General features: G+C 62.6%; 21 protein-coding genes and 1 rRNA gene. 15 read left to right on the plus strand and 7 right to left on the minus strand.

Annotated elements, in window-relative coordinates; all coding sequences use genetic code 11:
* Together rrf and mrdA are read left to right on the plus strand one after the other, a co-directional pair.
* Nucleotides 1–82 (plus strand): 5S ribosomal RNA (rrf, locus tag SOP85_RS31495); the annotation flags it as partial.
* A 220-nt stretch (nt 83–302) separates the two neighbouring features.
* Nucleotides 303–2195, plus strand: coding sequence for a penicillin-binding protein 2 (gene mrdA, locus SOP85_RS26915; RefSeq protein WP_323628817.1), 1893 nt, complete (start codon nt 303–305; stop codon nt 2193–2195).
* A 30-nt stretch (nt 2196–2225) separates the two neighbouring features.
* Here the strand turns inward: mrdA and SOP85_RS26920 are convergent, their stop codons facing one another.
* The 3 genes from SOP85_RS26920 to sorA form a co-directional block, all read right to left on the minus strand.
* The gene (locus SOP85_RS26920; RefSeq protein WP_323609325.1) at nt 2226–3143 is read right to left on the minus strand and encodes a LysR family transcriptional regulator; all 918 of its coding nucleotides are present in this window, start codon (nt 3141–3143) and stop codon (nt 2226–2228) included.
* A gap of 203 nt (nt 3144–3346) precedes the next feature.
* Nucleotides 3347–3994, minus strand: a complete 648-nt coding sequence (gene sorB, locus SOP85_RS26925) for a SorB family sulfite dehydrogenase c-type cytochrome subunit (RefSeq protein WP_323628819.1) — start codon at nt 3992–3994, stop codon at nt 3347–3349.
* Between the two features lie 10 nt (nt 3995–4004).
* Nucleotides 4005–5246: a SorA family sulfite dehydrogenase catalytic subunit gene (gene sorA, locus SOP85_RS26930; protein WP_323628820.1), complete on the minus strand. Its 1242-nt coding sequence runs from the start codon at nt 5244–5246 to the stop codon at nt 4005–4007.
* A 409-nt stretch (nt 5247–5655) separates the two neighbouring features.
* Between sorA and SOP85_RS26935 the strand changes: the two genes are divergently transcribed.
* From SOP85_RS26935 to qhpG, 7 genes are all read left to right on the plus strand, one after another.
* Nucleotides 5656–6966 carry an MFS transporter gene (locus SOP85_RS26935; RefSeq protein WP_323628821.1) on the plus strand — a complete coding sequence of 437 codons (1311 nt, stop codon included), beginning with the start codon at nt 5656–5658 and terminating at the stop codon, nt 6964–6966.
* Nucleotides 6967–7095: 129 nt separating this feature from the next.
* Nucleotides 7096–8325, plus strand: coding sequence for a Zn-dependent hydrolase (locus tag SOP85_RS26940; RefSeq protein ID WP_323628822.1), 1230 nt, complete (start codon nt 7096–7098; stop codon nt 8323–8325).
* Nucleotides 8326–8470: 145 nt separating this feature from the next.
* Nucleotides 8471–9496 (plus strand): histone deacetylase family protein, encoded by a 1026-nt coding sequence (locus tag SOP85_RS26945; RefSeq protein ID WP_323628823.1) that lies wholly within the window; start codon nt 8471–8473, stop codon nt 9494–9496.
* Nucleotides 9497–9742: 246 nt separating this feature from the next.
* Nucleotides 9743–11647 (plus strand): sigma-54-dependent Fis family transcriptional regulator, encoded by a 1905-nt coding sequence (locus SOP85_RS26950; RefSeq protein ID WP_323628824.1) that lies wholly within the window; start codon nt 9743–9745, stop codon nt 11645–11647.
* A complete protein-coding gene (locus SOP85_RS26955; protein WP_323609316.1) occupies nt 11647–13365 on the plus strand; it encodes an ABC transporter ATP-binding protein in 1719 nt (572 codons plus the stop codon). The genes SOP85_RS26950 and SOP85_RS26955 overlap by 1 nt, the downstream gene beginning before the upstream one ends.
* Nucleotides 13355–14032 carry a subtilisin-like serine protease QhpE gene (gene qhpE / locus SOP85_RS26960; protein WP_274078016.1) on the plus strand — a complete coding sequence of 226 codons (678 nt, stop codon included), beginning with the start codon at nt 13355–13357 and terminating at the stop codon, nt 14030–14032. Before SOP85_RS26955 ends, qhpE begins: the two co-directional genes overlap by 11 nt.
* On the plus strand, nt 14029–15324 hold the full coding sequence (gene qhpG / locus SOP85_RS26965; protein WP_274078015.1) for a flavin-dependent monooxygenase QhpG: 1296 nt from the start codon (nt 14029–14031) through the stop codon (nt 15322–15324). The genes qhpE and qhpG overlap by 4 nt, the downstream gene beginning before the upstream one ends.
* Before the next feature lie 124 nt (nt 15325–15448).
* Here qhpG and SOP85_RS26970 read toward each other — a convergent pair whose 3' ends face one another.
* Nucleotides 15449–16939 (minus strand): aldehyde dehydrogenase family protein, encoded by a 1491-nt coding sequence (locus SOP85_RS26970; protein WP_323628825.1) that lies wholly within the window; start codon nt 16937–16939, stop codon nt 15449–15451.
* A gap of 509 nt (nt 16940–17448) precedes the next feature.
* Between SOP85_RS26970 and peaA the strand changes: the two genes are divergently transcribed.
* From peaA to peaD, 4 genes are all read left to right on the plus strand, one after another.
* On the plus strand, nt 17449–19029 hold the full coding sequence (gene peaA / locus SOP85_RS26975; protein ID WP_323628826.1) for a quinohemoprotein amine dehydrogenase subunit alpha: 1581 nt from the start codon (nt 17449–17451) through the stop codon (nt 19027–19029).
* 82 nt (nt 19030–19111) lie between these two features.
* On the plus strand, nt 19112–20542 hold the full coding sequence (gene peaB / locus SOP85_RS26980) for a quinohemoprotein amine dehydrogenase maturation protein (protein WP_323628827.1): 1431 nt from the start codon (nt 19112–19114) through the stop codon (nt 20540–20542).
* 1 nt (nt 20543) lies between these two features.
* Nucleotides 20544–20867, plus strand: a complete 324-nt coding sequence (gene qhpC, locus SOP85_RS26985) for a quinohemoprotein amine dehydrogenase subunit gamma (RefSeq protein ID WP_008016081.1) — start codon at nt 20544–20546, stop codon at nt 20865–20867.
* 38 nt (nt 20868–20905) lie between these two features.
* Complete coding sequence (gene peaD / locus SOP85_RS26990; RefSeq protein ID WP_274078011.1) at nt 20906–22024, plus strand: quinohemoprotein amine dehydrogenase subunit beta; 1119 nt, start codon at nt 20906–20908, stop codon at nt 22022–22024.
* Nucleotides 22025–22153: 129 nt separating this feature from the next.
* Here the strand turns inward: peaD and SOP85_RS26995 are convergent, their stop codons facing one another.
* Nucleotides 22154–22555 carry a lysozyme inhibitor LprI family protein gene (locus SOP85_RS26995; RefSeq protein ID WP_323628828.1) on the minus strand — a complete coding sequence of 134 codons (402 nt, stop codon included), beginning with the start codon at nt 22553–22555 and terminating at the stop codon, nt 22154–22156.
* Nucleotides 22556–22701: 146 nt separating this feature from the next.
* Here SOP85_RS26995 and SOP85_RS27000 point away from each other — a divergent pair, with 146 nt between their 5' ends.
* Entirely contained in the window at nt 22702–23190 is a 489-nt protein-coding gene (locus SOP85_RS27000) for an SRPBCC family protein (protein ID WP_274078009.1), read from the plus strand.
* 269 nt (nt 23191–23459) lie between these two features.
* Here SOP85_RS27000 and inhA read toward each other — a convergent pair whose 3' ends face one another.
* Nucleotides 23460–24146 (minus strand): isonitrile hydratase, encoded by a 687-nt coding sequence (inhA, locus tag SOP85_RS27005; RefSeq protein ID WP_323628829.1) that lies wholly within the window; start codon nt 24144–24146, stop codon nt 23460–23462.
* Nucleotides 24147–24235: 89 nt separating this feature from the next.
* Between inhA and SOP85_RS27010 the strand changes: the two genes are divergently transcribed.
* Entirely contained in the window at nt 24236–25240 is a 1005-nt protein-coding gene (locus SOP85_RS27010) for a GlxA family transcriptional regulator (RefSeq protein ID WP_323628830.1), read from the plus strand.
* A 7-nt stretch (nt 25241–25247) separates the two neighbouring features.
* On the opposite strand, the gene SOP85_RS27015 is transcribed toward SOP85_RS27010, so the two are convergent.
* Nucleotides 25248–25643, minus strand: a complete 396-nt coding sequence (locus SOP85_RS27015; protein ID WP_323628831.1) for a hypothetical protein — start codon at nt 25641–25643, stop codon at nt 25248–25250.
* Between the last annotated feature and the right edge of the window lie 222 nt (nt 25644–25865).

The raw sequence follows: 25865 nt of genomic DNA on the forward strand, positions 1-25865 counted from the left end.
CCATCCCGAACTCAGAAGTGAAACGATGCATCGCCGATGGTAGTGTGGGGTTTCCCCATGTGAGAGTAGGTCATCGTCAAGATTAAATTCCGAAACCCCTATCTGCGCATGCAGGTAGGGGTTTTGTTTTTGTGCGCGTTTTTCCTGCATGATGCCGGTTGCTCCGGGCGGCTTTCCGCGGCCCAACATAAAGAAAATGACACGAAAGTGACCCGGCAGTTTTTGTTATGGTGCAGCTCGTTTTTTTAACGGACTGTTTCAAGCCCAGGGATCGGCATTTTCTTTTCAGAGTTGCTACAGAAATGCCCCAACCGATTCCGATAAAAGACCACGAAAAAGAGACGCGCCTGGTCAACAAGAGACTGATGGCCTGTGCCTTGTTCGTCGTCGCCATCACCTGTGCACTGGTGGTGCGCCTGTACGTACTGCAGGTGGTGGAATTCGACTATCACTCGACGATCTCCGAAAACAACCGTGTCCACGTGCTGCCGATCACGCCTACCCGGGGCATGATCTATGACCGCAACGGCGTGGTCCTGGCGGACAACCGGCCCAGCTACAACCTGACCATCACTCGCGAACGCGCATCCGATGTCAATCAGGAACTGGACGAAGTGATCAGCCTGCTGCACCTGCCTGCCGAAGACCGCACGCAGTTCGACAAGGCGATGAAACAGGCACGGCATCCGTTCGTGCCGGTGACCTTGTTCTATGAACTGACCGAGGAGCAGATCGCGGTACTGGCGGTCAACGAGTTCCGTTTGCCGGGCCTCGATGTCGAGCCGCAGTTCGTGCGGCACTATCCGTTGGCCGAGCACTTCGCGCATTCAGTCGGCTACGTCGGACGGATCAACGAGAAAGAGTCCAAGGTCCTGGATACCGTCGAGTATCGAGGTACCCAGTCCATCGGCAAGACAGGGGTCGAAAAATTCTACGAGTCGCAACTGCACGGCCATGTCGGTTACGAGGAAGTCGAGACCAATGCCCAGGGCCGCGTGTTGCGCGTGCTCAAGCACACCGATCCGGTGCCCGGTGAAAACATCGTCCTGAGCCTGGACGTCAAGCTGCAGGAGGCCGCCGAGCACGCCCTGGGCGATCGTCGTGGCTCCGTGGTCGCGCTGGATCCCTCGACCGGTGAAGTGCTCGCCATGGTCAGCAACCCGAGTTTCGATCCGAACCTGTTCGTCACCGGTATCAGCTCCAAGGAATACTCGGCGCTACGCGACTCCATCGATCGACCGCTGTTCAACCGTGTGCTGCGCGGGCTCTACGCGCCGGGCTCGACCATCAAGCCGGAAGTCGCGATTGCCGGGCTCGACGCCGGCATCGTCACGCCGCAGACCCGGGTCTTCGATCCAGGTTATTACCAACTCCCGGACTTCGACCACAAGTACCGCAACTGGAACCACAGCGGCGACGGTTGGGTGGACATGGACGCGGCAATCATGCGCTCCAACGACACCTACTTCTACGACCTCGCGCACAAGCTGGGTATCGATCGACTGCACGACTACATGGCCATGTTCGGCCTCGGGGAAAAGGTCTCGCTGGACATGTTCGAAGAGTCCCCCGGCTTGATGCCATCCCAGGCCTGGAAGCGCGCCACGCGACGTCAGCCATGGTTTCCTGGGGAAACCGTGATCCTCGGCATCGGCCAGGGCTACATGCAGGTCACGCCGCTGCAACTGGCGCAGGCCACGGCGCTTATAGCCAACAAAGGCGTGTGGAACCGCCCGCACCTGGCCAAGACCGTCGACGGGGTCGCGCCGGTGGACGAGCATCCGATGCCGAATATCCTGCTCAAGGACCCGCGCGACTGGGAGCAGGTCAACCACGGCATGCAGATGGTGATGCACGACGCCCGCGGGATCGCCCGGGCGGCAGCGGCGGGGGCGCAGTACCGGATCGCCGGCAAGAGCGGCACCGCGCAAGTGGTGGCGATCAAGCAGGGCGAGCGTTACAACCGCGCGAAGACCCGCGAGCGCAACCGCGACAATGCCTTGTTCGTCGGATTTGCCCCGGCCGAACATCCGCGAATCGTGATTTCGGTGATGATCGAAAACGGCGAGGCCGGTGGCCGTGTCGCCGGTCCGGTGGTGCGGCAGATCATGGACGCCTGGCTACTCGATCAGGACGGCCACCTCAAGCCGCAATACGCCGTGCCGAGCAAGGCACCGGGCGATCCTCACGTATAAGCGATCTATCATCCGCAGAAAATCATGAGCTCAGTCGGTCAGTCGCTGTTGCAGGCTTTCGAGAAAGATCGTCTCGGCACGGCTCATGCGCTGCTCGCGGTTCCACAGCAAATGGATGTCCACATCGGCAATCCCTTCATGGGGCGGCAGGCGCCAGAGCAATCCGGCGTCGACGTCGGCCGCCACTACGTGCTCGGGCAGGCAACCGATACCGAAGCCGGCGATCACCAGTCGCCGCACTTCTTCCAGGCTTGGTGACGAGGCGACGATGCGTCCGCTGAAGCCCTGCTGGTCGCGAAAGATCGTCAACGGCGAGAGCATGCCGCCAATCTGGTCGCTGGTGAAACTGACGAAATTCTCCCGCTGCAAATCCCCTTCGGCGACGTCACGTCGACCGAACAGCGCATGGTGCTTGCCGCAAAAAAACGCATAACGCTGGCGCAGGAAGAGACGCTGTTCCAGGCGCGGCTGCGGGCGCCGGTTGAGGCTCAGGCCCAGAGTAGCGGTTTTTTCCTGGAGGGCGCTGACGATATCGGAACTGCGCATCACCTCGACCTCCAGATCCACCCGCGGGTGCTGGCGATGAAAGTCGGCGAGGAAGTCATCGAAGCGCTCGGAGAAGATCCGGCTGATGATCAGCAGGCGCACCTTGCCGATGACTTCGTCGGCCGGTTGTTCCAGCACGCTGCTGACCTGGGACATCTGCCCGTAGATTTCCCCGGCCAGTTCGAAGATCTGCTCGCCGACTTCGGTCAGGGCAAACCGTGGCCCGCGCCGGGCGATCAGTTGCCGCCCCAGTTGTTCCTCCAGGCGCTTGAGCGCCTGGCTCACCGCCGGCTGTGTCAGGTGCAGGCGGGCGGCCGCGCGGCTGATGCTCAGCTCCTGGCCGATCACCCGAAAGGTGCGCAGCAGGTTCCAGTCCAAGCGGTCATTGAGCAGGCGGTCCATAGGTGTTCACGGAAAGTAAAAACATGAAAGGGCAAGTCACCCCGCAATGGGCCAGATCCTAACATCGTTCGCCTGGCGGCGCAGAAAAGCTCATGGGCCAAGGCATCAGCTGACCGCATGCCGCCGGCCGCAGCTCAAGTCGATCCATGCTCAGTGGATCGACTTGGCCCTGCATGCTCAAACCACTCCAGGCCACAATGGGCTCACTGCTTCAGGATGAACGTCGCCAGGCTGTGCAGATCGTCCGCGCTCAACTGCGCGAAAGGCGGCATCGGGATATCCCCCCATTTACCGCTACCGCCGTGCTGAATGCTCGACGTCAGCTTGGCCAGGGCCTGCGGGTCATTGGCGTACCGGGCCGCCACATCGTGATAAGCCGGGCCGACGACCTTGTGATCGATGGCGTGGCAGGACAGGCAGGCGTTGTTCTGCAGCAAGGTCGTGGCGTCGACTTTTGCCATAGGGGCTGGCGCTGGTTGGCCCGCCGACGGGTTCGAGGCCGCCTGTACATCGGCATCGCTCGCCTTGGCACTGCCGTAGGTGGCCGCCAGGTAGGCGCCGATGATGGTCACGTCCTGATCGCTGATCGGAGCACCGTACACGTGCTGCATCTTGCCCGCTTCCGCCGTCCACTGCGCCAGGCTCATGCCCGGGGGCTGGAAGTTGATGTAGTCGGCGGAATGGCAGGTGGAGCACTTCTGCTGGGCAAGCGCGTAACCAGGCAGCGTACTGGGCTTCAACGCCGCCGTTTCCGCCGGCAAGGTGATCGTCAGTGGCGCTGCGTTGGCGATGCCAGCCAGGCAAATGTGCGCCGCGCACAGCCAGCGGGTCATGATTTTCATGGGTTTCATCCGGCTCTCCTCAGGCGACGGTCACGTGGCTGGTTTCGACGACGTGGCGGCGGTAGCCCGCAGGGTTCCAGTCGGCTTGCAGCGGTTGGGTCTCGCCTGCGCGGTTGCTGGCGCGCACCATCAGCTGTGTCGCGCCCTTGCTGCTAAAGGTGATCGCCAGCGTCCACTCGCGGAAGGAGAAACGGCCAAGGTCCTGGCCAAGCGTGGCTTGACGCCACGTTTTTCCACCGTCGATGGACAGTTCGACCTTGTTCACTCCGGCACCGCCGTCGAACGCGATGCCCTTGAGCAGCACGTTTTTTTTCAGCGGCAACACATCGCCCTGTTTAACGCTGGTGATGAAGCTGCGCACCGGCAGTTTGGAGATCGGCTTGGTTTGCGCCGGGGTGGTGCCGGGGGCGATGCAGAAACAATCGTTGTCCGGAACCCGGTAACCCTTGGCCATGAAGAAACCGTCGTAGGTATGGTCGACGACTTCGATCTCGCTCAGGTGCTTGACCCAGTAGGTGCCGAAATAACCGGGCACCACCAGGCGGATCGGATAACCGTTGAGGAAGGGCAGGTCGGTGCCGTTCATCGACCAGGCGATCATCGGCTCACCGTCCATGGCATGGCTGATGTCCAGGGCCTTGATGAACTCCGGTGTGCTTGGCAGTACCGGTTTGTCGAGGCCGCGGAAGGTCACTTGTTTGGCCTCGGCCTTCACCCCCGCTTTTTCCAACACAGCCTTGAGCGGCACACCCACCCAGCGTGCATTGCCCATTGAGCCATTGCCCAACTGCGCGCCGAACACCCGCGGCATCGAGAAGCCGCGGCTGTTGCCCGAGCATTGATTGACGGCCACCACTTCCACCGGCTCCGCCAGCGCCTTGAGCTCTGCAAGGGACAGCGACAACACGGTGTCGACCGCACCCTTGACCGTCAGCCGGTAGCTGTCCGGATCGATGCTGGTGGGGAAATTGGCCAGGTGGTAACGCACGAAAAAAGCGTCATTGGGGGTGATCGGCCCTTCGTTGAAGACCGCGAAGGGCGTCTCCAGGTGCGGTGGGCGGGTGGTCACCAGGGTCAGCGGGCGTTTTTGCGGGTATTGCACCAGCGGCCGCGGGCCCGCCGCGAATGTCACTTCCTCGACGTTTTCGTCGGCTGCCCGGGCGAGGCTGGTCAAGGGGGAGGCGGCCACAGCCAGGGTCAAGGCATCGCGCAAAACGCGCCGTCGGGTGGGTTTGCTGTTATCGACAAAACTGAACTTCATTCTGCGCTCTCTTTGATTGTTTTTTTGAGATGCAACCGATAGCCCCATCAGGGCACAAAGGCATCGGTCTAGACGTGTCGCGTCACTGTTCGATGAGCCAACCAGTATCGCCAGGCGCGGGGTGTCTGCTTCTCATTGAGCGACAGTGATTTAGCAGTTGATGACAGAGGACGGGCCATGCGGGGGCCACATTTGGAAGCAGCTGAGCGTGATCTGCACCTTGTCCAGCGAGTCACACTCTGACACGGCAATCCCAAATTATAAACGTGGTTTATAATTAAAATAACAAATAGAAAATTGACTAATCATCGCCCGCGGACGAAAAATCATCACCAGACCGGCGCCGCCAGAGCGCCGCTGATTGTTCGTTTATCTCCTGCCAAAAATATAAACAAAGGAGTCCGCCCCCATGAAGCCTCCCGCTTCGTCCCAGCCGCGCCGTGCGGCTGCCGCAGCCTTTATCGGCACCATGATCGAGTGGTACGACTTTTACATCTACGCCACCGCCGCCGCGCTGGTGTTCGGTGCGCTGTTCTTTCCCTCCGACGACAAACTGTTCAGCACCATGGCCGCGTTCGGCACCTTCGCCGTGGGTTTCTTTGCGCGGCCGTTGGGTGGGATTGTCTTCGGGCATATCGGCGACCGCATCGGCCGCAAGAAATCGCTGATCATCACCTTGCTGATGATGGGCGTGGTCACGGTGTGCATCGGCTTGCTGCCGACCTACGCGCAGATCGGCGCAGCGGCACCGGTACTGTTGATTCTGTTGCGCATCGTCCAGGGCATTGCCGTCGGTGGCGAGTGGGGCGGGGCGGTGTTGATGGCCGGCGAGCATGCGCCCAAGGGCCGACGCAATTTCTTTGCCTCGTTCGCGCAACTGGGCAGCCCGGCGGGTTTGATCCTGTCGCTGCTGGCCTTCAGCGCGGTCACCCGTTTGCCGGAAGAAGACCTGATGAGCTGGGGCTGGCGCTTGCCGTTCCTCGCCAGTTCGCTGTTGTTGCTGGTGGGCCTGGCGATTCGCCTGGGCGTGAACGAGTCGCCGGAGTTTCTCGCCAGCCGCGAGCAGGCCAGCAAAAGCCAACGCAAGGAACAGGCGCCGGTCATGGAAGTGCTGCGCACCGCCTGGCGGCCGCTGCTGTTGTGCATCGGTGCCAACACATTGGGCATCGCCGGGGTGTATTTCACCAATACCTTCATGATCGCCTACACCACCCAACAACTTGAGCTGCCGCGCTCGTTGATCCTGGAGTGCCTGTTCGTCGTCGCGATGATCCAGTTCTGTATTCAACCCCTGGCGGCGTGGGTCGCCGAGAAGATCGGCGCGACCCGCTTCCTGTGCCTGGTATCGCTGCTGGCCATGGCCTCGCCTTACCCGATGTTCGTGTTGGTGAGTTCGGCCCAGGCGCCGCTGATCATCCTCGGCATTGCCCTGGCGGTGGTGTGCATGGCGTCGTTTTATGCCGTGATCGCAGGGTACGTCAGCGGAATGTTCGAGACCCGGGTGCGCTACACCGCGATCTCCCTGGCGTACCAGATTTGCGGGGCCGTGGCGGGTGGTTTGACGCCGCTGATCGGCACGATGCTGGCGCACAAGTTCGCCGGCCAATGGTGGCCGATGGCGGTGTTCTACAGCCTGATCGCCGCAACGTCCTTGATCTGTGTCCTGTCCCTTGCCCGTCGCCATGCCAGTGCTGAACGCGTGGAAATGGCCAACGCCTGACGCCGAACCGAACTGTAGGAGCCGGCTTGCCGGCGAAGACGGTCGAAAGATCGATGCATGTCTTGAAGGCCTCTTCGCCGGCAAGCCGGCTCCTACAAAGCGTCGTTTTGCATTTTCCTGGAGTGATTTATGTTGAAGATTAATGGCGAACGCCTCTGGGCGAGTCTGATGGCGATGGCCGAAATCGGTGCCACCGCCCGTGGCGGCAGCTGCCGCCTGGCCTTGAGCGACGAAGACAAGGCCGGTCGCGAACTGTTTGCCCACTGGTGCCGTGAAGCTGGCATGACCCTGAGCGTGGATGCCATCGGCAACCTGTTCGCCCGCCGCGCCGGTACCGATCCCGATGCCGCACCGGTGATGATGGGCAGCCACCTTGACACCCAGCCCGAAGGCGGCCGGTTCGATGGCGTGTACGGCGTGCTCGCCGGCCTGGAAGTGGTGCGCTGCCTCAATGATCTGGGGATCCAGACCCGCAAGCCGCTGGAAGTGGCGGTGTGGACCAACGAAGAAGGCGCGCGCTTCACCCCGGCGATGTTCGGCTCGGCGGTATTCACCGGCATCATGTCGCTGGACGCGGCGCTGGCGGTGCGCGATGCCGATGGCATCAGCGTCGCACAAGAGCTGCAGCGCACGGGATACGCGGGCGATCGTCCGTTGGGCGGTGCGGTGGATGCGTACTTTGAAGCGCATATCGAACAGGGGCCGATCCTCGAGGACAACGCGAATAGCATCGGCGTAGTCAGCGGCGGCCAGGCGATCCGCTGGCTCGACGTGCGCGTCGAAGGCATGGCCGCCCACGCCGGTACGACGCCCATGCCCCTGCGCAAGGACGCCTTGAACGGCGTGGCGCGGATGATCCAGGCCATCGAAGGCCTGGCTGCCGATTTCGCCCCCGAAGGCCTGACCACGGTGGGCGAGTTGAGCATCAACAAGTCCTCGCGCAACACCATTGCGGGGCTGGTCAACTTTACGGTCGACCTGCGTCATCACCGCGACGAAGCCATCGAGGCCATGGAGCAACAGGTTCGTGCGCGACTGCAGGCGATCGCCGACGGTCGCGGTTTGAACCTGACCATTACCCCACACTGGATCAGCCCGGCCACGCCGTTCGATGCCGATTGCGTGGCGGCCGTGCAGCAGGCGGTGGATGCCCTGGGCTACGCCCAGCAATCGATCGTCAGCGGTGCCGGGCACGACGCGATTCACCTGGCGCGGTTCTGCCCGACGGCCATGGTGTTCATTCCGTGTGTGGGTGGCCTGAGCCATAACGAAGCGGAAGATGTGTTGCCCGAAGATGTGCGCCAGGGCACTGATGTGCTGCTCAACGCCGTGCTGGCCCGCGCGCAAATCGCTGAGTAAACGCAGTCCCCTGTAGGAGCAAGCTTGCTCGCGATAGCGGTAGATCAGTCGCCATCAATATTGAATGTGCGGGCCTCATCGCGAGCAAGCTTGCTCCTACAGAAGTACTCGCCCTGATTGAAGATCGCTGACAGGAATTTATCCCATGCGCAGTTTTTTCCACCCCGAACAATTGCTCCACCATCCACGCAGCTACTACTCCCGTGGCCAGATGCGCACCCCCCAGGAAGTACCCGAGCGCGCCCAGCGCCTGGTGCAGGCATCAAAGGCATTGGGTTTCAAGGTCGAACAGCCCGTTGATGCCGGGCTCGATCCGCTACTGGCAGTACACGGTGCACCCTACCTGGCGTTCCTCCAGGAAGCCCACCAGCGCTGGAAGGAGATCCCCGAGGATTGGGGCGACGAGGTGATGTCGAACATCTTCGTGCGTGAGCCCAACGCCTTGCGCGGGGTGCTCGCGCAAGCCGCGCGCTACCTGGCCGACGGCAGTTGCCCAGTGGGCGAGCAGACTTGGCGTTCGGCCTACTGGTCGGCGCAAAGCGCAGTCGCCGGCGCCCAGGCCCTGCTCGATGGCGAACCGGCGGCCTATGCCTTGTGCCGTCCACCGGGGCACCATGCCCGGGCCGAAGCGGCGGGCGGTTTCTGTTACCTGAACAACGCCTCGGTGGCGGCCCAGGTGTTGCGTGGTGGTTTTGCGCGGGTGGCGGTGCTCGACACCGACATGCACCACGGCCAGGGCATCCAAGAGATCTTCTATGATCGCGATGACGTGCTGTATGTCTCGGTGCATGGCGATCCGACCAATTTTTATCCGGGGGTTGCGGGTTTTGCCGATGAGCGTGGCGTCGGAGCGGGCGAGGGGTTCAACCTCAACTTGCCGATGGCCCATGGGGCTAGCGAGGCCGACTTCCTCGAGCAGCTGGATGTAGCTCTGGAAGCGGTGACGGAGTTCGGTGCCGAGGTGTTGGTGTTGTCCTTGGGGTTCGATATTTTCGAGCTGGATCCGCAGAGCAAGGTGGCGGTGACTCGGCAAGGGTTTGCGGTGCTCGGCGAGCGGATTCGCAGCCTGGGATTGCCGTGTTTGATCGTGCAGGAGGGGGGGTATCACCTGGAGAGTCTGGAGGATAATGCGCGGGCGTTTTTTGTGAGCCCTGAGGTTTGGCAGCTTTGAAATTTTTGCTGTCCGGTCTATTGCCTTCGCGAGCAAGCCCGCTCCCACATTGTTCAGCGTCGATCACAAACCTGTGGTCCAACTCGGTCAAGTGTGGGAGCGGGCTTGCTCGCGAAGAACGATGACACGATCCACCTGCCGGAACACAAGCGCCGTAAGGCACTTGCCATCGCCCTGACGTTAACGTAAAGATTGCGGCAGGGCGCCGACGTATGAAGGCGCAGGGCGGACGACCCGGAGCGCTTGATGACGCTAATAAAAACAAACTCCCCCAAGCTGCATCGTGAAGCCCGGCTGGCCCGGGAAAAACTGCATCTGGAAGGCGAAGTCCCGGACGGTGTCCTGCGCGCGGAGATCGATGCTTCGTGGCGGCGCAGCCTCAGCCATGGTGTGCATTTCAATGCCAAGCATGAGCTGGCGCTGGAATCGAGTGCCAGCGTCGATGTGTTGCTGGCGAGCAATCGCCTGCTGATCGATGCGGCGTTGCCGGCGATCGATTACCTGGCCGAACGCCAGGGCAAGGAAGGGCTGATCATCCTCGCCAACTCCGACGCCACCATCCTCGCCGTTGAAGGCCGCGCCGACCGCCTCAAGGGCAGTGGCCTGCAGGACATCACCCTCGGCGCCTGCTGGAGCGAAGCCGCGCGCGGCACTAACGCCCTCGGCACCGCCCTGGTGGAGGCCCGGCCAACCCTGATCGATTGCGGCGAACATTACCTGGATCGCCTCAGTGATTTTTCCTGCACCTCGGTGCCGATCCATTGCCCCCAGGGCGACATCCTCGGCGTGCTCGACCTGACCCGCGAAGGCCCGCTGGGCCGAGCCCACGACAGCACCGCGCTGCTGGCCATGGCCGTCAGCCAGATCGAGAGCCGGGTCTTCAACTCAAGCTATCCGGACGAAATCGTCCTGGCTTTCCATAGTCGCCGCCAATACCTCGAATCGCCGTGGCAGGGCCTGCTGGCGGTGAGCCTGGGCGGGCAGATCCTCGCGGTCAGCGCCCAGGCCTGCCAGTTGTTGCATGCCGAACGCTCGGCGCTGGTCGGTCGGCGCTGCGAAGAGTTCCTCGGGGTCGATGGCCTTCAATTGCTGGCACGCCTGCATCAGGGCGGCGTCGGCAGTCTGCAGACCGCCAAGGGTGAATTCTTCTACAAGACCCTGCGCGCGCCGCAACGCTCGATCAACGTCGGCAGCTCGCCACGCACCGTCGCCAAACCTGCGAAAAACCAGCCCGACCTGGAATCCCTGGCCGGCAGCAATGCCCGTTATGCCCGTGCCCTGCGCATGGCCCGTCAAGGCCTGGCCAACCAGTTGCCGGTGTTGCTGCTGGGTGAAACCGGCACCGGCAAGGAAGTCATCGCCCGTGCCCTGCACATGGCCGGCAGCCGCTGCGACAAACCTTTCGTCGCGGTCAACTGCGCGGCGATCCCCGAAGGCCTGATCGAGTCGGAACTGTTCGGCTACCGCGAGGGTGCGTTCACCGGTTCGCGCCGGGGCGGCATGGTCGGGCGGCTGCAACAGGCCCACGGCGGCACCTTGTTCCTCGATGAAATCGGTGACATGCCGCTGGCCTTGCAGGCCCGTCTGCTGCGCGTGCTGCAGGACCGCAAGGTCGCGCCATTGGGCGCCGGCGAAGAGCAGGACATCGACGTCGCGCTGATCTGCGCCACCCACCGCGACCTCAAGCGCCTGGTGGAAGACAAACACTTTCGCGAGGACCTGTTCTACCGGGTCAACGGCATCAGCGTGATGCTCCCGGCGCTGCGCGAGCGCGAGGATTTCAGCGCACTGGTAGGCCGTCTGCTGGCCAGGCTCGACGCGCCGAACATGGTCCTGCACGACGACTTGAACCGCTTGCTCGAGGGCTATCACTGGCCGGGCAACATCCGCCAACTGGAGATGGTCCTGCGCACCGCGCTGGCCATGCGCGAACCCGGGGACACGGTGCTCACCCTCGATCATTTGCCCGACAGCATGCTCGACGACCTCAACGCCAGCGAACGGCCCCAGGCCGGCAGCATCCGTGAAAACGAACTGGAGATGATCCGCCAGTCCCTGGACAGCCATCAGGGCAACGTCTCAGCGGCTGCCGACGCCCTGGGCATCAGTCGCGCGACCCTGTATCGCAAGCTCAAACAGTTGCGCTCGTGATGCAGCGCCTGATCGTGCGGCTGATCGACAGCCAGAATCCCGAGGCTTTGCAAGCCGCGTTGCGCTGGCTGTACAGCTTCGTGCGCCCGCACCGCCTGGCGATCGCCGGGCTGTTGGGCCTGTCGGTGTGTGCCTCGGCGCTGGTGCTGGTGCAGCCGTGGCTGACCAAGCTGCTGATCGACGATGGCCTGCTGGCGCGCAACTTCCCGATGCTGGTGCTGATCGCCGGGCTGATGATCGTCGCCGGCTTGCTGGGCACGGCGTTGTCCGGGATCAACCGGTACCTGCACACGCGCTTGTCCGGGCGCATGCTGTTTGCCCTGCGCGATGACCTGTACCGGCATTTGCAGACCCTGTCGCCGAGCTTCTACGGCCAGCGGCGCATCGGCGACCTGATGTCGCGCCTGGATGGCGACGTGGCGGAGATCCAGCGCTTTGCCGTGGATTCGTTGTTCTCGGCGGTGTCGAGCGTGATCGGCCTGGTGGTGGCCGTGGCGATGCTGCTGACCCTGTCGTGGAAGCTGTCGCTGCTGGCGCTGGTGCTGATTCCCCTCGACGTGCTCTGGCTGCGCTGGATGCGGCGCAAGGTCGAGCGCGATGTGCGGCAGTTGCGCGAACGCTCGGCGGACATGTCGTCGTTCATGGTCGAGACGCTGCCGGTGATGAAGTTCATCCAGTCCGCCGGCCAGCAGCAGCGCGAAGCTCGGCGTCTTGAAAGTCTGGGCCAGGGTTACATGAGCCAGTTGCTGCGCCTGCAGGTCACCGAGTTTTTCACCCAGGCCGTGCCGGGTACGCTGACCTCGCTGTCGCGGGCCTGTGCGTTCCTGATCGGCGGTTATTGGGTGGTGCAGGGCACCTGGCAGTTGGGTGCATTGATCGCCTTTTCAACCTACCTGGGCATGGCCGTGGGACCGGTGCAGAGTTTGCTCGGGCTGTATGTGGCGGTGCAGCGGATGACCGTCAGCCTCGGGCGGGTGATGGAACTGCGTGGCGAGCAACCCACGGTGCTCACTCCCGTTGCGCCCCGGTCGATGCCGACTTCGGGCGATCTGCGATTCGACGATGTGCATTTCAGTCATCCCGGTCGGACGACGACCTTGCGCGGCATCGAAGCGTGCATTCCCTATGGGTTGAAAGTCGCCCTGAGCGGAGGCTCAGGCGTCGGTAAATCCACGCTGATCGACCTGCTGCAACGCCATCACGATCCACAGTCCGGCCGGGTATTGCTGGGGGAGGTGGATGTACGCGAACTCGACCTGTTCGAATTGCGTCGGCGCATTGCCGTGGTCAGCCAGGACATCGTGCTGTTTCGCGGCAGCCTCGCCGACAACCTGGCCTACGCCGTGCCGGATGCCAGCCGTGAAGCGATTGCCGAAGTGGCGCGGCTGGCGCAACTCGACAGCCTGATCGCGACCTTGCCCGAGGGCCTTGACAGTCCGTTGGGGGAGCGCGGCCAGCAGTTGTCCGGCGGGCAAAAACAACGCATCGCCATTGCCCGCGCCTTGTTGCAGGACCCGCTGATCCTGGTGCTCGACGAAGCCACTTCGGCGGTGGACGAAGCCACCGAGCGCGAAGTGATCGAAGCCATCGACCGGCTGTTTGCCGGGCGTACGCGCATCCTCATCAGCCATCGCCCCTCGACCCTGGCCGATGCCGACCTGCGCTTTGAATTGCTCGATGGCGTGCTGGTGTCGAAAACGGTGCTGCATGAGGCCTGAGCTGTGCATTGGCGTGGTAGACAGCGGTCACTCGGCGGCGCAACGAGTGCAAGTGGTCGCCGGCCGGCGTTTTTCCCTGGTGGAGGACGGGCTGGCCGAAAGCGATTTACGTGACGATCCGCTGGGCCATGGCAGCGCGGTGATCGAAGCCATCGGCCGGCGTGCACCCTCGGCGCTGTTCTGCGTTGCGCAAGTGTTCGACCAGCGCGGGGTGACCAGCGCCTTGCAGATCGCCACGGCCATCGACTGGCTGGTGGCGCAGGACGTGCGCTTGATCAACCTGAGCCTGGGCCTGCGCCAGGATCGCAGCCTGCTGCGCAACGCCTGCGCGGCGGCGGTGGCGCGGGGCGTGCTGCTGTGCGCGTCCAGCCCGGCCCAGGGCGAAGGGGTGTTTCCGGCGAATTATCCGCAGGTGCTGCGCGTGACCGGCGATGCGCGATGCACCGAATTGCAATGGTCATGGCTTGACAGTGCCCAGGCGGATTTCGGTGCTTGCGTGCACGGCACCTATCCCGGGCAATCGGGGGCGAGCCTCGGCTGCGCGGCGTTAAGCGGGCATATTGCCGCTTTCCTGGTCGAGCATCCCGGGGCGAGCAACGAACAGATCGTCCAGTGCCTGCGGGACAACGCCCATTACCGTGGCCCCGAACGGCGTCGCGGCCCATGAGTACGATTGTGGTGCTGGGTGCCGGCCCGGCCGGTGCGGCGGTGGCGCTGGGCTTGCGCCGACTGGGATATCCGGTGACGCTGGTCTGCGAGTGGCGCCGTTTTGCCGCGCTGGAGGGGGTTTCCGTGCGGGTGCTGGAAGCCTTGCGCGGCGCCGGCCTGCAGCAGGCCTTGGCGCAGGCGACACTGCCTTCGCAACGCCAGGTGAACTGGAACGGCCAGCAGCATGCGCAAAACATCGAATTCTTGCTCGACCGCCCGGCCTTCGACCGGGGCTTGCGCGAAGACTTGCGCGAGGCGGGCGTGGACCTGATCGAAGGTCGGGTGCTCGGCGTGTTGTCATCGTCCTCGGGGCATCAGATCCAGGTCGAAGGGCGTGAAGCACTGGACGCGGATTTTCTCGTGGAAGCGCGCGGGCGCCAGGCGCCGGCCCTGGGCAAAGGCTTGCGCGGGCCGGAGACGGTCAGCCTGCTCAATCGCTGGCAAGGCGCACCGGGCACGACCGCCAGCGCCGTGGAAAGCCTCGCCGACGGCTGGGCCTGGATGGCGCGACGGGACGACGGTCAATGCTACTGGCAATGGACGGTGGACGTGGCCAGTGCCGGGTTGCCAGGTAAGGCGCAGCTGCTTGAATACTGCCGGCAACGGCGGCGGGCATCGGCAGTGGCCCGGGCTTTTTTCGGCGCCGAGCCAGAGGCCGACCTGCAACTGCATGCCCGCAGCAGCACGGCGATCCTCAGCCCACAGGTGTGCGGCGAGCACTGGATTCGGGTCGGTGATGCGGCGATGGCGGTGGACCCGCTGTCGGGCAACGGTATCTTTCAATCCCTGTCCTCGGCGTTGCAGGCACCGACGGTGATCAACACCTTGTTGCGCAAACCTGAGCGGGCGGGCCTGGCCCAGCGGTTTCACCAGCAGCGGGTGGAGCAGTTGTTCCTGCGGTTTGCGCGCATTGGCCGGGATTTTTATGCCGATGAGCAGCGCTGGCTTGACCAGCCATTCTGGCAGGCGCGGCGACAATGGCCGGATGCCGAGGTGGCCCATGTCGAGGCGGATTTCAGTGCGTTGCGGATTGAGCGGGCGCCGGTGTTGAAGGATGGGTTTGTCGATGAGGCCGAGGTGGTGATCACGGCGGACCAGCCGTTGGGGATCTGGCATGTGCAGGGGGTGGAGTTGGCGCCGTTGGTGCGGCGGTTGTGGAGTGAGCCGGCTGAGCAGGCACTGGCAGGTTTGACTGTGGAGCAGGGGAGAATGGTTCGGGGGTGGTTGTTGGCTCAGGGATACAAACCCTGACCCTTGCAATTGGCTGGCCTGGCCCTATCGCCAGCAGGCTAGCTCCCACAGTAGTTTTGTGTCGATCACAAATCCCCTGTGGGAGCTAGCCTGCTGGCGATGGCGGCCGTGAGGGCGCCGCCGATTAGAGCTTGATCAACACCGACTTCAACTCAGTGTAATGCTCGATCGCCGCATACCCCATCTCGCGCCCGACCCCCGACATCTTGTACCCCCCAAAGGGCAGCGCCGGGTCCAGGGCGCTGTGGCAGTTGACCCACACTGAGCCGGACTTGATCCGCGGGATCATCCGGTGCACCGCCGCCAGGTCATTGGACCAGATGCTCGCGCCCAGCCCGTAAGGGCTGTCATTGGCCATGCGCAGCGCATCGGCTTCGTCGTCGAAGGGAATCGCCACCAGCACCGGGCCGAAGATTTCTTCCTGCACCAGCGAATGTTTTTGATCGACATCGACGATCACCGTCGGCTTGACGAAAAAGCCCGGGCCGAACTGCTCGCCACCGCAGGCGATGGTCGCACCGCTTTCGCGGCCCTTTTCGATGTAACCGTAGACGCGCTCCTGCTGACGTGCCGAGATCAGCGGGCCCATGTCGACGCTCGGGTCCAGGCCATTGCCGAGCTTCATGGCGTTGGCGATGCCGGCGATGTCCGCCACCACATTGTCGAAATGCTTGCGCTGCACATACAGGCGCGAGCCTGCGCAGCAGACCTGGCCCTGGTTGAAGAAGATCGCGCTGGCGGCACCGGCTGCGGCGGTGTGCAGGTCGGCATCAGCCATGACGATGGTCGGCGATTTGCCGCCCAGTTCCAGGGTCACCCGGGTCATGGAATCCATGGCGATCTTGCCGATCTGTTTGCCCACGGCAGTGGAGCCGGTGAAGGTCAGCTTGTCCACCAGCGGGTTGTGGGTCAGGGCGGAGCCTGCGGTGATGCCGGTGCCGGTGACCACGTTGAACACGCCCTCGGGGTAACCCGCTTCCAGCACGAGCTCGGCGAGTTTCAGCGCAGTGAGCGGGGTTTCGTCGGCGGGCTTGAGCACCACGGTGCAGCCGGTGGCCAGGGCCGGGCCGAGTTTCCAGCAGGCCAGCAGCAGCGGGAAGTTCCAGGCGACGATGGCGCCGACCACGCCCACCGCTTCGCGACGGATGAAGCTGTGGAACTGGTCGTTGGGCATCAGCGGCGCCGACACATCCACCGTGGAGCCTTCGATCTTGGTCGCCCACCCGGCCATGTAGCGCAGGAAATCGATGGCCAGCTGCACGTCCATCACCTGCGCCACTGCCGCGCTCTTGCCGTTGTTCAGGCACTCCAGCTGCGCCAGCAGCTCGGCATCGCGCTGCATCAGGTCGGCCAGTTTCCACAACAGGTTCTGCCGCTCCCGGGGGCGAGTGCGGGTCCAGGCCGAATCATCGAACGCCTGGCGGGCGGCGAGCACGGCGCGGTCGACATCTTCCGGCGTGGCGCGCGGCACCACGCACAGCACTTCGCCGGTGGCCGGGTTGTGCAGGGGCATGGTCTGGCCATCGGCGGCCTCGACCCAGTCGCCCTTGATGAGCATGCGCGGGGCGCGCTGGATGAAGGCCGAAGTGGCGGGAAGCAGGTTGGGAAGCGACATGATGAAACCTCGTCTTGTTCGTGTGGCGAGGTCTTTCGCAATGGCTGTGCCAGTTATGGTTTTTTGCAACGAGAGCCCGATTTGACGGGTTTGGCAGCTGTTTCCCGGATCGCCATGACGTCGACAAACGTCGCAGATTGCGACTGCGTGAGACACCGGAAACACCACGCCCTGTAGGAGCTGGCTTGCCAGCGAAGAGGCCCTTGAGATCACCTTTTATTTTCAGGCCGCCTTCGCTGGCAAGCCAGCTCCTACAGAGGGCTATGCTTGTCTCAGAGTGAAACAGTTGTCGCGAATTTAAACGTGTAACGCGGATGACACCCCTGGAAAAACCTTGGTCTTTACCAACAAGTAATTGATTTGGCTGGATATTCACAAGCTGGCACGCTCCGTGTATTGCTCATCCCAGACGTTTCTCCTGCCCCCGTCAGCGGCTCACCGCCGGCGGCAGAAACCCAGAAAACGATAAGCCACAAAAATAAGAAAGCACCGTGCGAGGTTCGACGTTGATGAAGAGAAAACTCCGTTCAGGCATGAGCGCCAGCCTGCTGGCCGTAGCGGCTTGTCTAGCGCTGCATTCGCCTCACAGCCTGGCAGCCCGCGACGCCCAGACCATCCTCAAGGAAACCTGCCAGGGCTGTCACACCCCCGAAGCCGATAACGCCCTGAGCCGCATCAGCCATCAGCGCAAGACGCCGGAAGGCTGGCTGATGAGCATCGCGCGGATGCAGACCATGCACGGTCTGCAGATCAGCGATGAAGACCGTCGCACGCTGGTCAAGTACCTGGCCGACACCCAGGGTCTGGCGCCGAGCGAGACCGACGGCGTGCGTTATGCCATGGAGCGCCGGCTCAACACCGTCGAAAAGTTCGACGACCAGACCAGCCAAATGTGCGGCCGCTGCCACTCCGGTGCGCGGGTCGCCCTGCAACGCCGTCCCGCACAGGAATGGGAACGCCTGGTGAACTTCCACCTCGGCCAGTGGCCGTCGCTGGAATATCAGGCGTTGTCCCGCGACCGCGACTGGTTCGATATCGCCCGTAAAGAGATGGTGCCGCTGTTGGCCAAGCGTTATGCGCTGGACAACCCGGCCTGGAAAAAATGGCTGAGCACGGTGCCGAAAAGCGAGGCGCTGGTGGGTGACTGGAGCTTCAGCGGACACTTGCCGGGCAAAGGCGAACTGGCCGGTGTAATGAGTGTATCCGCCGACGGCAGCGACACCTTCAAGGTCAGCGTCAAGGGCCAATACGCCGACGGCACGCCGTTCAACGGCGAGGGCAGCGCGATTCTCTACACCGGCTACGAATGGCGCGGCAACGTCAGCATCGATGGCGTGACCATGCGCCAGGTGTTCGCCGCCCAGGGCAATGCGATGCAGGGCCGCATGTTCGAAGCCGAGCACGATGAACGCGGGCTGGACTTCGTCGCCGCCAAGCAGGGCAGCCAGCGTTTGCTGGCGGTGCAGCCGGGTTATGTGAAGGCCGGCAGCGAAACCGAAGTGACCCTGATCGGCAGCGGCCTGACCGGCAAGCCGAACTTCGGCAAAGGCGTGGAAGTGCTCGAAGTCGTCTCGCAGAGTCCGGAGCAGATCAAGGTCAAGCTCAAGGCAGCGGCCAATGCCCAGCCGGGCCTGCGCGCGGTCAGCGTCGGTACGCTGAAAGGCCCGAGCCTGTCGGTGTACAGCAAGATCGCCGAGGTCAAGGTGGTGCCGGAATTCTCGGTGGCACGGATCGGCGAGGGCGGTGGTTCGACGCCGAAAGTCCAGGGCCGTTTCGATGCCGAGGCCTGGGGCAAGGGCGCCGACGGCAAGCCGTATCGCATCGGCGTGTTCCCGGCGCAGTGGAAGGTCGAAGCCTTCGACGACCGCGCCAAGGAAGACGAAGACGTCAAGTTCGCCGGCACCATGCATGCCGACACGGGCGTGTTCACCCCGGGCGATGCCGGGCCGAACCCGGCGCGCAAGATGTCCACCAACAATGCCGGCAACCTCAAGGTGATCGCCGCCGTCGACGATGCAGGGCAATCCCTGACCGGCGAAGGCCACATGATCGTCACCGTGCAACGCTGGAACAATCCACCCATTCCCTGAGTTGGTCTGATCGTCAGCGATTCAGACACTTTTTCGGAATGATCGCAGGCCCCGCAACCGGGGCTTGCACAGGAGGTTTGCAATGGGCGCTATCTTGAATCTGGTCGAACGCAACCTGCACGAAGTGCTGGTGGATGCCGACCGCATGCTGTTTCACATCCCCAGCAGTTCGCTGTTCGCCAGCGATGAGCTGACGGGCACCATCATCGATACCCTGCGCGGCCCGGGCTGTTCTTCGGACGACTTGATCCAGCGCCTGGCCGCGCGCTTCAACGGCGAGGAAATCACCGAGACCCTGCGCGAGCTGATGGCCCTGGAACTGGTCAGCGACGGCTCGCCGCTGACACCGGACATCGCCGCCAAACGCGTCGAGCGCACGGCGATCAATACCGTGGTGCTCAACGTCAACACCGGCTGCAACCTGAGCTGCACCTACTGCTACAAGGAAGACCTCGACAAGCCCTCGGCGGGCAAGAAAATGGAGGTCGAAACGGCGATCGCCTCGGTGGAAATGCTGCTACGCGAATCCCCGGACGAAGAGCGGTTTACGGTTGTGTTCTTCGGCGGCGAACCGCTGAGCAATCGCAAGCTCATCGAGTACATGGTCGATTACTGTGAGAAGCGTTTTCGCGAAGCCGGCAAGTTCGTCGAGTTCGTCATGACCACCAACGCCACGCTGCTCACCGAAGACACCGTGGACTACCTCAATGCCCACCGCTTCGGGCTGTCCGTCAGCATCGACGGGCCGAAAACCGTGCACGACCGCAACCGCATCACCGTGGGCGGGCAGGGCACCTATGACGTGGTGCGGCGCAAGGCCGAAATGCTGCTTTCTCGCTACAACAGCCGTCCGGTGGGCGCGCGGGTGACCCTGACCACCGGCGTCACCGACGTCGAAACCATCTGGGATCACCTGTTCAACGAGCTGGGTTTCGCCGAAGTCGGCTTTGCCCCGGTGACGTCGGGCGATATCAGCAGCTTCAACCTCACCAGCGACGAGCTGATCGAAGTCTTCGCCAGCATGAAACGCCTCGGTCGGCGTTACCTGGAAGCGGCGCTGGAGCACCGCAACATCGGTTTCTCCAACCTGCACCAGTTGATCACCGACATCCACGAAGGTCACAAAAAGGCGCTGCCCTGCGGCGCGGGCCTGAAGATGCTGGCGGTGGATCACAAGGGTGAATTGAACCTGTGCCACCGCTTTACCGGTTCGAGCCTGCCGACCTTCGGCAACGTCCACAGCGGCGTGAAACAGGTGGAGTTGAACGACTTCCTCTCGCAACGCCTGGACCGCACCAACACCGGCTGCGAAGACTGCCAGATCCGCAACCTGTGCTCCGGCGGCTGCTACCACGAGAGCTACGCCCGCTACGGCGACCCGACCCACCCGACCTATCACTATTGCGAACTGATGCGTGACTGGGTCGACTTCGGTATCGAGGTCTACACCCGGATCATGGCTCACAACCCTGCGTTCATCAGCAGCTACATCACTCCGCGCAAGGCTCACTGATATGAAACATCTCAAGGCAATCAATAACAAAGCGTTGAAGCTGGATCAGGCCGCAGATGAAAACCGCATCGAAGAAGTGGTGGCGATGAGCTCGGTGGCGGGTTGCGCCTCGACCACCGACCCGGGTTGGGAGATCGATGCGTTTGGCGGTGTGTCGTCGTTGTGCCAGCCAATGGAAGCCGACCTGTATGGCTGCTCCGATCCCTGCTGGTGGCCGGCCCAGGTGCCGGACATGATGAGCACCTACCCGGACTGGAACAAGGATGCCCAGGCGTCCAACGACAACTGGCGCAACCTCGGCACTGTCTTCCCCAAAGACAAGTGATGCCCTTGAAAGCAGCGTACAAGAAGAAGGATTCCAGCATGCACAGCATCAAAGCCTGCGGCCTGGCCGCTTTCGCCGTCCTGAGCGCCGCTTCGCTCACGGTCCTGGCCGATGAAAACACCGCGCTGCAAGTCGGTCACGAATACATGGTGACCACCAATTACCCGAACAACCTGCACGTGATCGACCTGGCCAGCGACACCCTGTACAAGACCTGCAAGCTGCCGGACGCCTTCGGCCCCGGCTCCGTGCAGTTGGCGCCGGACCGCAAGACCGCCTACGTGCTGAACAACCATTACGCGGATGTCTACGGCGTCGAGCTGGACAACTGCAAGCAGGTGTTCCACGCCAGCATCACCCAGAAACCGGGTGAGAAGGCCAAGTCCATGTTCGCCTTCACGGTCAGCCACGACGGCAAAGAGCTGTACACCGTCGCCAACCCGACGTTGATGATGAACGATCGCTACGAAGTGCAGCAGCCTCGGCTCGATGTGTACAAGACCGACGCTGGCCTGGACGCCAAACCCGTGCGCAGCTTCCCGGCGCCACGCCAGCTGACCATCATGCAGAGCGGTGACGACGGCACGCTGTACGTGGCCGGGGCGGATGTCTACAAGGTCAATGTGCAGACCGGCAAGTTCGACGTGCTGATCCCCAGCCGTCACTGGAAACGCGCGAACTACAGCGCGCCGGACGTGCTCTACGTGTGGAACCAGCAGACCTACCGGCATGACTTCTCGCTGCTCTACACCGCGGCGAAATTCAAGGACAAGCAGCAGGACCCGGCCACCGCCGAATACCTGTACGGCCTGTTCAGTGTCGACCTGAAGACCGGCAAGACCGAAACCACCGACTTCGGGCCCCTGACGGAAATCTACTTCAGCGGCATGCGCTCGCCAAAAGATCCCAACCTGATGTTCGGTGTGCTCAACCGCCTGGCCAAATACGACATCAAGGAGAAGAAAATGCTCCAGGCGGCGACGCTCGATCACTCCTACTACTGCATTTCCTTCAACAAGGACGGGAGCAAGATCTACCTGGCCGGGACGTTCAACGATGTGGCGATCTTCGATGCCGACAGCCTGAAACAGGTGGGCAGCATCAAGTTGCCGGGTGGGGATATGGCGATTACCACGGCGCAGATTTTTGTGCGGTAATTGCGGCGTCTGAACTGACGCCTTCGCGAGCAAGCCCGCTCCCACACTGGACCGAGTTCTTCCAGAAAGAACGCGATCAAATGTGGGAGCGGGCTTGCTCGCGAATAGGCCCTCAAAAACACTACAAAATCAGACCCCCGGCACCGGACACCCCAAATCCCCCTCCGGGCACTTCAGGTAGGTCTTGAACGTCTCCACCCGCGCCCTGGTCAACTCGGTCACGCAATTGCCGTAGATCAGCGGATAAACACTCCCACCCTCCACCCCGGACGCCGAAAACTTGCACTCGGCATCGCGAAACGCAATCCACGAACGCTGCGCCCCCACCAGCAGTTTCTTGCCGTCGGGGTTGCCCTTCAAACGCGTGGTGATCTGCTGGTAAAGCGCATTCAACTCCTTGTCTACCGCCGCATGCTGCTGTGCGGCACACTGGTTCATCGTCGCCTGGTCGCTGGCGTTGTCGCAGTCCACGGCCTGGGCCTGGGTGATTAACAGCAAAGGCGTGAGTGCCAGAAGGAAACGTGAGTACATGCAATAGGCTCGCTGTAACAGGGGAATTTGCGCCAGTGTAGCGACGCAAAGACGGCGATTTCGACAACTGACGCCCGATTGATACAACTTTCGGGCTGGACATGTGGTCTTACAGGCCTACTGTTGTTCATTACAGGAGGTGACGTATGAAACCAGTACCCAACAGTTTTGAACGCAAAATCATGCTCAAGTCGCCACGCGCGCTTGTATGGCGCGCCTTGGTCGATGCCGAGGCGTTCGGTCAGTGGTTCGGCGTTGCGCTCGAAGGCCGGCGTTTCATTGCCGGCGAGTGGACGCAGGGGCAGGTTACGTATCCCGGTTATGAACACGTGTTGTGGAACGTGCTGGTCGAGCGGGTCGAGCCGCAGCAATTGTTTTCCTTTCGCTGGCACCCCTATGCGGTGAACCCGAAAATCGACTACTCCCAGGAGCCCACCACGCTGGTCAAGTTCGAACTGCAAGACTACGAAGGCGGTACCTTGCTCAAGGTGTCCGAGTCAGGTTTCGCGCACATTCCCGATGTACGCCAGAAGGAGGCGTATTACATGGACAGCCGTGGCTGGGAGGAGCAATTGAACCGTCTCGAGCAATTCCTCGCCGAAAACGCCAAGGCCCGGGAACGTGCGGGCGAGTGACGGTTATAACCGGTCGGAGAGATTTGCAAGTGCATCTATAGCGAATGTCTTACACGCGGAAACAACTATGTCGTCTGTTAAAAATTGGATCCGATGCGTATTCTGGCCCCATCCACTGATGCACAGGAAGTGCTCAGGATCACGGATGATCGGCCATTTGCAAGGGATGCTGACGACAGGGAGTTGTAATGGTCTTGGAAGAACCCGCTTCGGCGGGTTTTTTTATGGGCGTCAGAAAAATACGGGCTGCGTGAACCGCAGCCGGTATTTCATTGCCGGTCGAGTTTCGCCGCCGCACGCTCGGTGATTTGCGCGCGCAGTTGCAATGACGCAGCGGCACGTGCGCGAGCTTCCTCCAGCACCCTGGCGGGCGCGGTTTCCGGGCTACCGGCCTGAAAGGGCGGCGCAGGCGCGTATTCCAGTTGCAATTGCACCAGCTCTGCCGTGTCCCGGTCGAACAGTTCTGCGGCCAGGGTCAGGGCGAAATCGATGCCTGCGGTGATCCCGCCACCGGTCAGCAGATTGCCGTCGCGCACCACCCGATCCTTCACCGCAATTGCTCCCAACGGCGCCAGCAGTTCGTGATACGCCCAATGTGTGGTGGCCCGTTTGCCTTGAAGCAGGCCCGCCGCACCCAGCACCAGCGCACCGGTGCAGACCGACGTCACGTACCGCGCGTTGGCAGCCTGGGCCTTGATGAACGCCAGTGTTTGCTCATCTTCCATCAACGGCCCGACTCCGCTGCCACCGGGCACGCAGATCACATCCAGCGCCGGGCAATCGTCGAAGGTCACGGTCGGCTTGAGCATCAGGCCGGTACTGGCGGTGATGGGCATCAGGTCCTTCCAGATCAGATGCACCTTCACGTCCGGCAGCGAGGCCAGCACGTCATACGGGCCGGTCAGGTCGAGTTGCTGCACCTGTGGAAACAACAGAAAACCGATCTGCAAGGTCATGGTGTTTTTCTCCTGGAGTGGGTGGACGCCTTCACTGTAGGCGCCTAGGATTTGGCGTACACGCCAATCACCCCACGAATTACGCCAACATGCCGAAAACCATTCACGTGCTCGCGTTCGCCAATGTGCAAGTGCTCGATGTCACCGGGCCGTTGCAGGTGTTTGCGTCGGCCAACGACATCGCCCGCCAGCAGGGTTCGCCACCCCCTTATGCGCCATCGGTGATAAGCAGCGGCGGCGGGGCGGTGATGTCGTCAGCGGGCCTGGCGTTGCTGGCCGAGCCTTTGCCCGAGGAGGGCAGCGATACGCTGATCATCGCCGGGGGTTGGGGCGTCTATGCGGCGGCGCAGGAGCCCTCACTTGTCCATTGGGTGCGTGAGCACGCGGCGCACTGCCGGCGCGTGGCATCGGTGTGCACCGGGGCGTTCCTGCTGGCAGCCAGCGGCTGGCTCGATGGCCGGCGTGTTGTCACCCACTGGACCCGTTGCGAACAGTTGGCGCAGCAACACCCGCAATTGCAGGTCGAGCCCAATCCGATCTTCATCAACGACGGCCCGGTCTGGACCTCGGCCGGCGTAACCGCCGGCATCGACCTGGCGTTGGCGATGGTCGAAGCCGACCTCGGTCGGACCATGGCCCTGGAAGTCGCCCGGCAACTGGTGGTGTTCCTGAAACGCCCGGGCGGCCAGTCGCAATTCAGCGTGACCCTGTCTTTGCAGAAAGAAGGCAACCGCTTCGATGAACTTCACGCCTGGATCAGTGAAAACCTCAGCAAAGACCTCGGCATCCCGAGCCTGGCCCTGCAGGCCGGCATGAGCGAACGCAGCTTCGTCCGTCACTACCGCGCCGACACCGGCCAGACCCCGGCCCGGGCCATCGAGCTGATCCGCGTCGAAACCGCACGACGCCTGCTCAGCGATACCGGCGTGCCAATCAAGCGGGTGGCCGCGCAATGCGGCTTCGGCAGCGAAGAAACCCTGCGCCGCAGCTTCCTGCGTGCCATGGGGGTAACACCGCAGGCTTATCGCGAGCGCTTTTCAGTCAGCGCTGAAGCAGAACCGGTAACGACACTGCTCGGCACCACTTTTGACTGAGCGCCTCTCACTCAATTGATTCCACTTCTGTGACCTGATTAAAATACTTCGCCCGATCCGGGGTAAACGTCACCACCATCCCGGTTCGCGCACAGGTCAGCACCCGTTCTTCGCCCAGATTCACATCCAGATCCTCCCCGCGCAGACCCTGCCACTGCGCCAGGTATTTGAGGGAGCCGTATTTTTCCAGTTTTTTCAGGCTGCGGCTGACGCCACCTTTCCAGCCCAGCACCGGCAGCTCACCGGCGAGGCATTGTCGGGCGAGGTCGGGGAAGCGGGTGGCACGCTGGCGGCCGACTTCCCAGCATTTGATCAGGCCTTTGTCGTGGTCTTCCCACAGTTCGTCGCGGTTGAGGCCGGTTCGAAGGGGCAGGTCGATGCTGCGATGGATGCGTTGGGACATTCTGGTTCCTTGAATGCGGGTTGGGTTGGACAGCTCCGCTGTACCCGTAGAGCATCGATGTTAGGTGGGGATGTAATGGCTTGCAACCGGGTATTTCCGGGGGCTGGACGCGAATTTTGTTTATGAAATGTAGGGCGCTGGCCTACACAAGACCCTTGCCGGACATCGAACCTGTAGGAGCCGGCTTGCCGGCGAAGGCGTACTTGAGAACGCCTTCGCCGG

Origin of the sequence: Pseudomonas sp. YuFO20 (genome assembly GCF_035064975.1) — a bacterium.
GTDB lineage: Bacteria > Pseudomonadota > Gammaproteobacteria > Pseudomonadales > Pseudomonadaceae > Aquipseudomonas > Aquipseudomonas putida_AE.

What these genes read in the sequence shown, in the direction of transcription:
- sorB (WP_323628819.1), bottom strand. Translation starts at nt 3,994, where the DNA reads ATGAAACCCATGAAAATCATGACCCGCTGGCTGTGCGCGGCGCACATT.
- SOP85_RS26935 (WP_323628821.1), top strand. Translation starts at nt 5,656, where the DNA reads ATGAAGCCTCCCGCTTCGTCCCAGCCGCGCCGTGCGGCTGCCGCAGCC.
- SOP85_RS27000 (WP_274078009.1), top strand. Translation starts at nt 22,702, where the DNA reads ATGAAACCAGTACCCAACAGTTTTGAACGCAAAATCATGCTCAAGTCG.
- SOP85_RS26950 (WP_323628824.1), top strand. Translation starts at nt 9,743, where the DNA reads ATGACGCTAATAAAAACAAACTCCCCCAAGCTGCATCGTGAAGCCCGG.
- qhpG (WP_274078015.1), top strand. Translation starts at nt 14,029, where the DNA reads ATGAGTACGATTGTGGTGCTGGGTGCCGGCCCGGCCGGTGCGGCGGTG.
- peaD (WP_274078011.1), top strand. Translation starts at nt 20,906, where the DNA reads ATGCACAGCATCAAAGCCTGCGGCCTGGCCGCTTTCGCCGTCCTGAGC.
- SOP85_RS26995 (WP_323628828.1), bottom strand. Translation starts at nt 22,555, where the DNA reads ATGTACTCACGTTTCCTTCTGGCACTCACGCCTTTGCTGTTAATCACC.
- SOP85_RS26955 (WP_323609316.1), top strand. Translation starts at nt 11,647, where the DNA reads ATGCAGCGCCTGATCGTGCGGCTGATCGACAGCCAGAATCCCGAGGCT.
- SOP85_RS26945 (WP_323628823.1), top strand. Translation starts at nt 8,471, where the DNA reads ATGCGCAGTTTTTTCCACCCCGAACAATTGCTCCACCATCCACGCAGC.
- qhpC (WP_008016081.1), top strand. Translation starts at nt 20,544, where the DNA reads ATGAAACATCTCAAGGCAATCAATAACAAAGCGTTGAAGCTGGATCAG.
- inhA (WP_323628829.1), bottom strand. Translation starts at nt 24,146, where the DNA reads ATGACCTTGCAGATCGGTTTTCTGTTGTTTCCACAGGTGCAGCAACTC.
- SOP85_RS27015 (WP_323628831.1), bottom strand. Translation starts at nt 25,643, where the DNA reads ATGTCCCAACGCATCCATCGCAGCATCGACCTGCCCCTTCGAACCGGC.
- peaA (WP_323628826.1), top strand. Translation starts at nt 17,449, where the DNA reads ATGAAGAGAAAACTCCGTTCAGGCATGAGCGCCAGCCTGCTGGCCGTA.
- qhpE (WP_274078016.1), top strand. Translation starts at nt 13,355, where the DNA reads ATGAGGCCTGAGCTGTGCATTGGCGTGGTAGACAGCGGTCACTCGGCG.
- SOP85_RS26970 (WP_323628825.1), bottom strand. Translation starts at nt 16,939, where the DNA reads ATGTCGCTTCCCAACCTGCTTCCCGCCACTTCGGCCTTCATCCAGCGC.
- peaB (WP_323628827.1), top strand. Translation starts at nt 19,112, where the DNA reads ATGGGCGCTATCTTGAATCTGGTCGAACGCAACCTGCACGAAGTGCTG.
- SOP85_RS27010 (WP_323628830.1), top strand. Translation starts at nt 24,236, where the DNA reads ATGCCGAAAACCATTCACGTGCTCGCGTTCGCCAATGTGCAAGTGCTC.
- SOP85_RS26940 (WP_323628822.1), top strand. Translation starts at nt 7,096, where the DNA reads ATGTTGAAGATTAATGGCGAACGCCTCTGGGCGAGTCTGATGGCGATG.
- mrdA (WP_323628817.1), top strand. Translation starts at nt 303, where the DNA reads ATGCCCCAACCGATTCCGATAAAAGACCACGAAAAAGAGACGCGCCTG.
- sorA (WP_323628820.1), bottom strand. Translation starts at nt 5,246, where the DNA reads ATGAAGTTCAGTTTTGTCGATAACAGCAAACCCACCCGACGGCGCGTT.
- SOP85_RS26920 (WP_323609325.1), bottom strand. Translation starts at nt 3,143, where the DNA reads ATGGACCGCCTGCTCAATGACCGCTTGGACTGGAACCTGCTGCGCACC.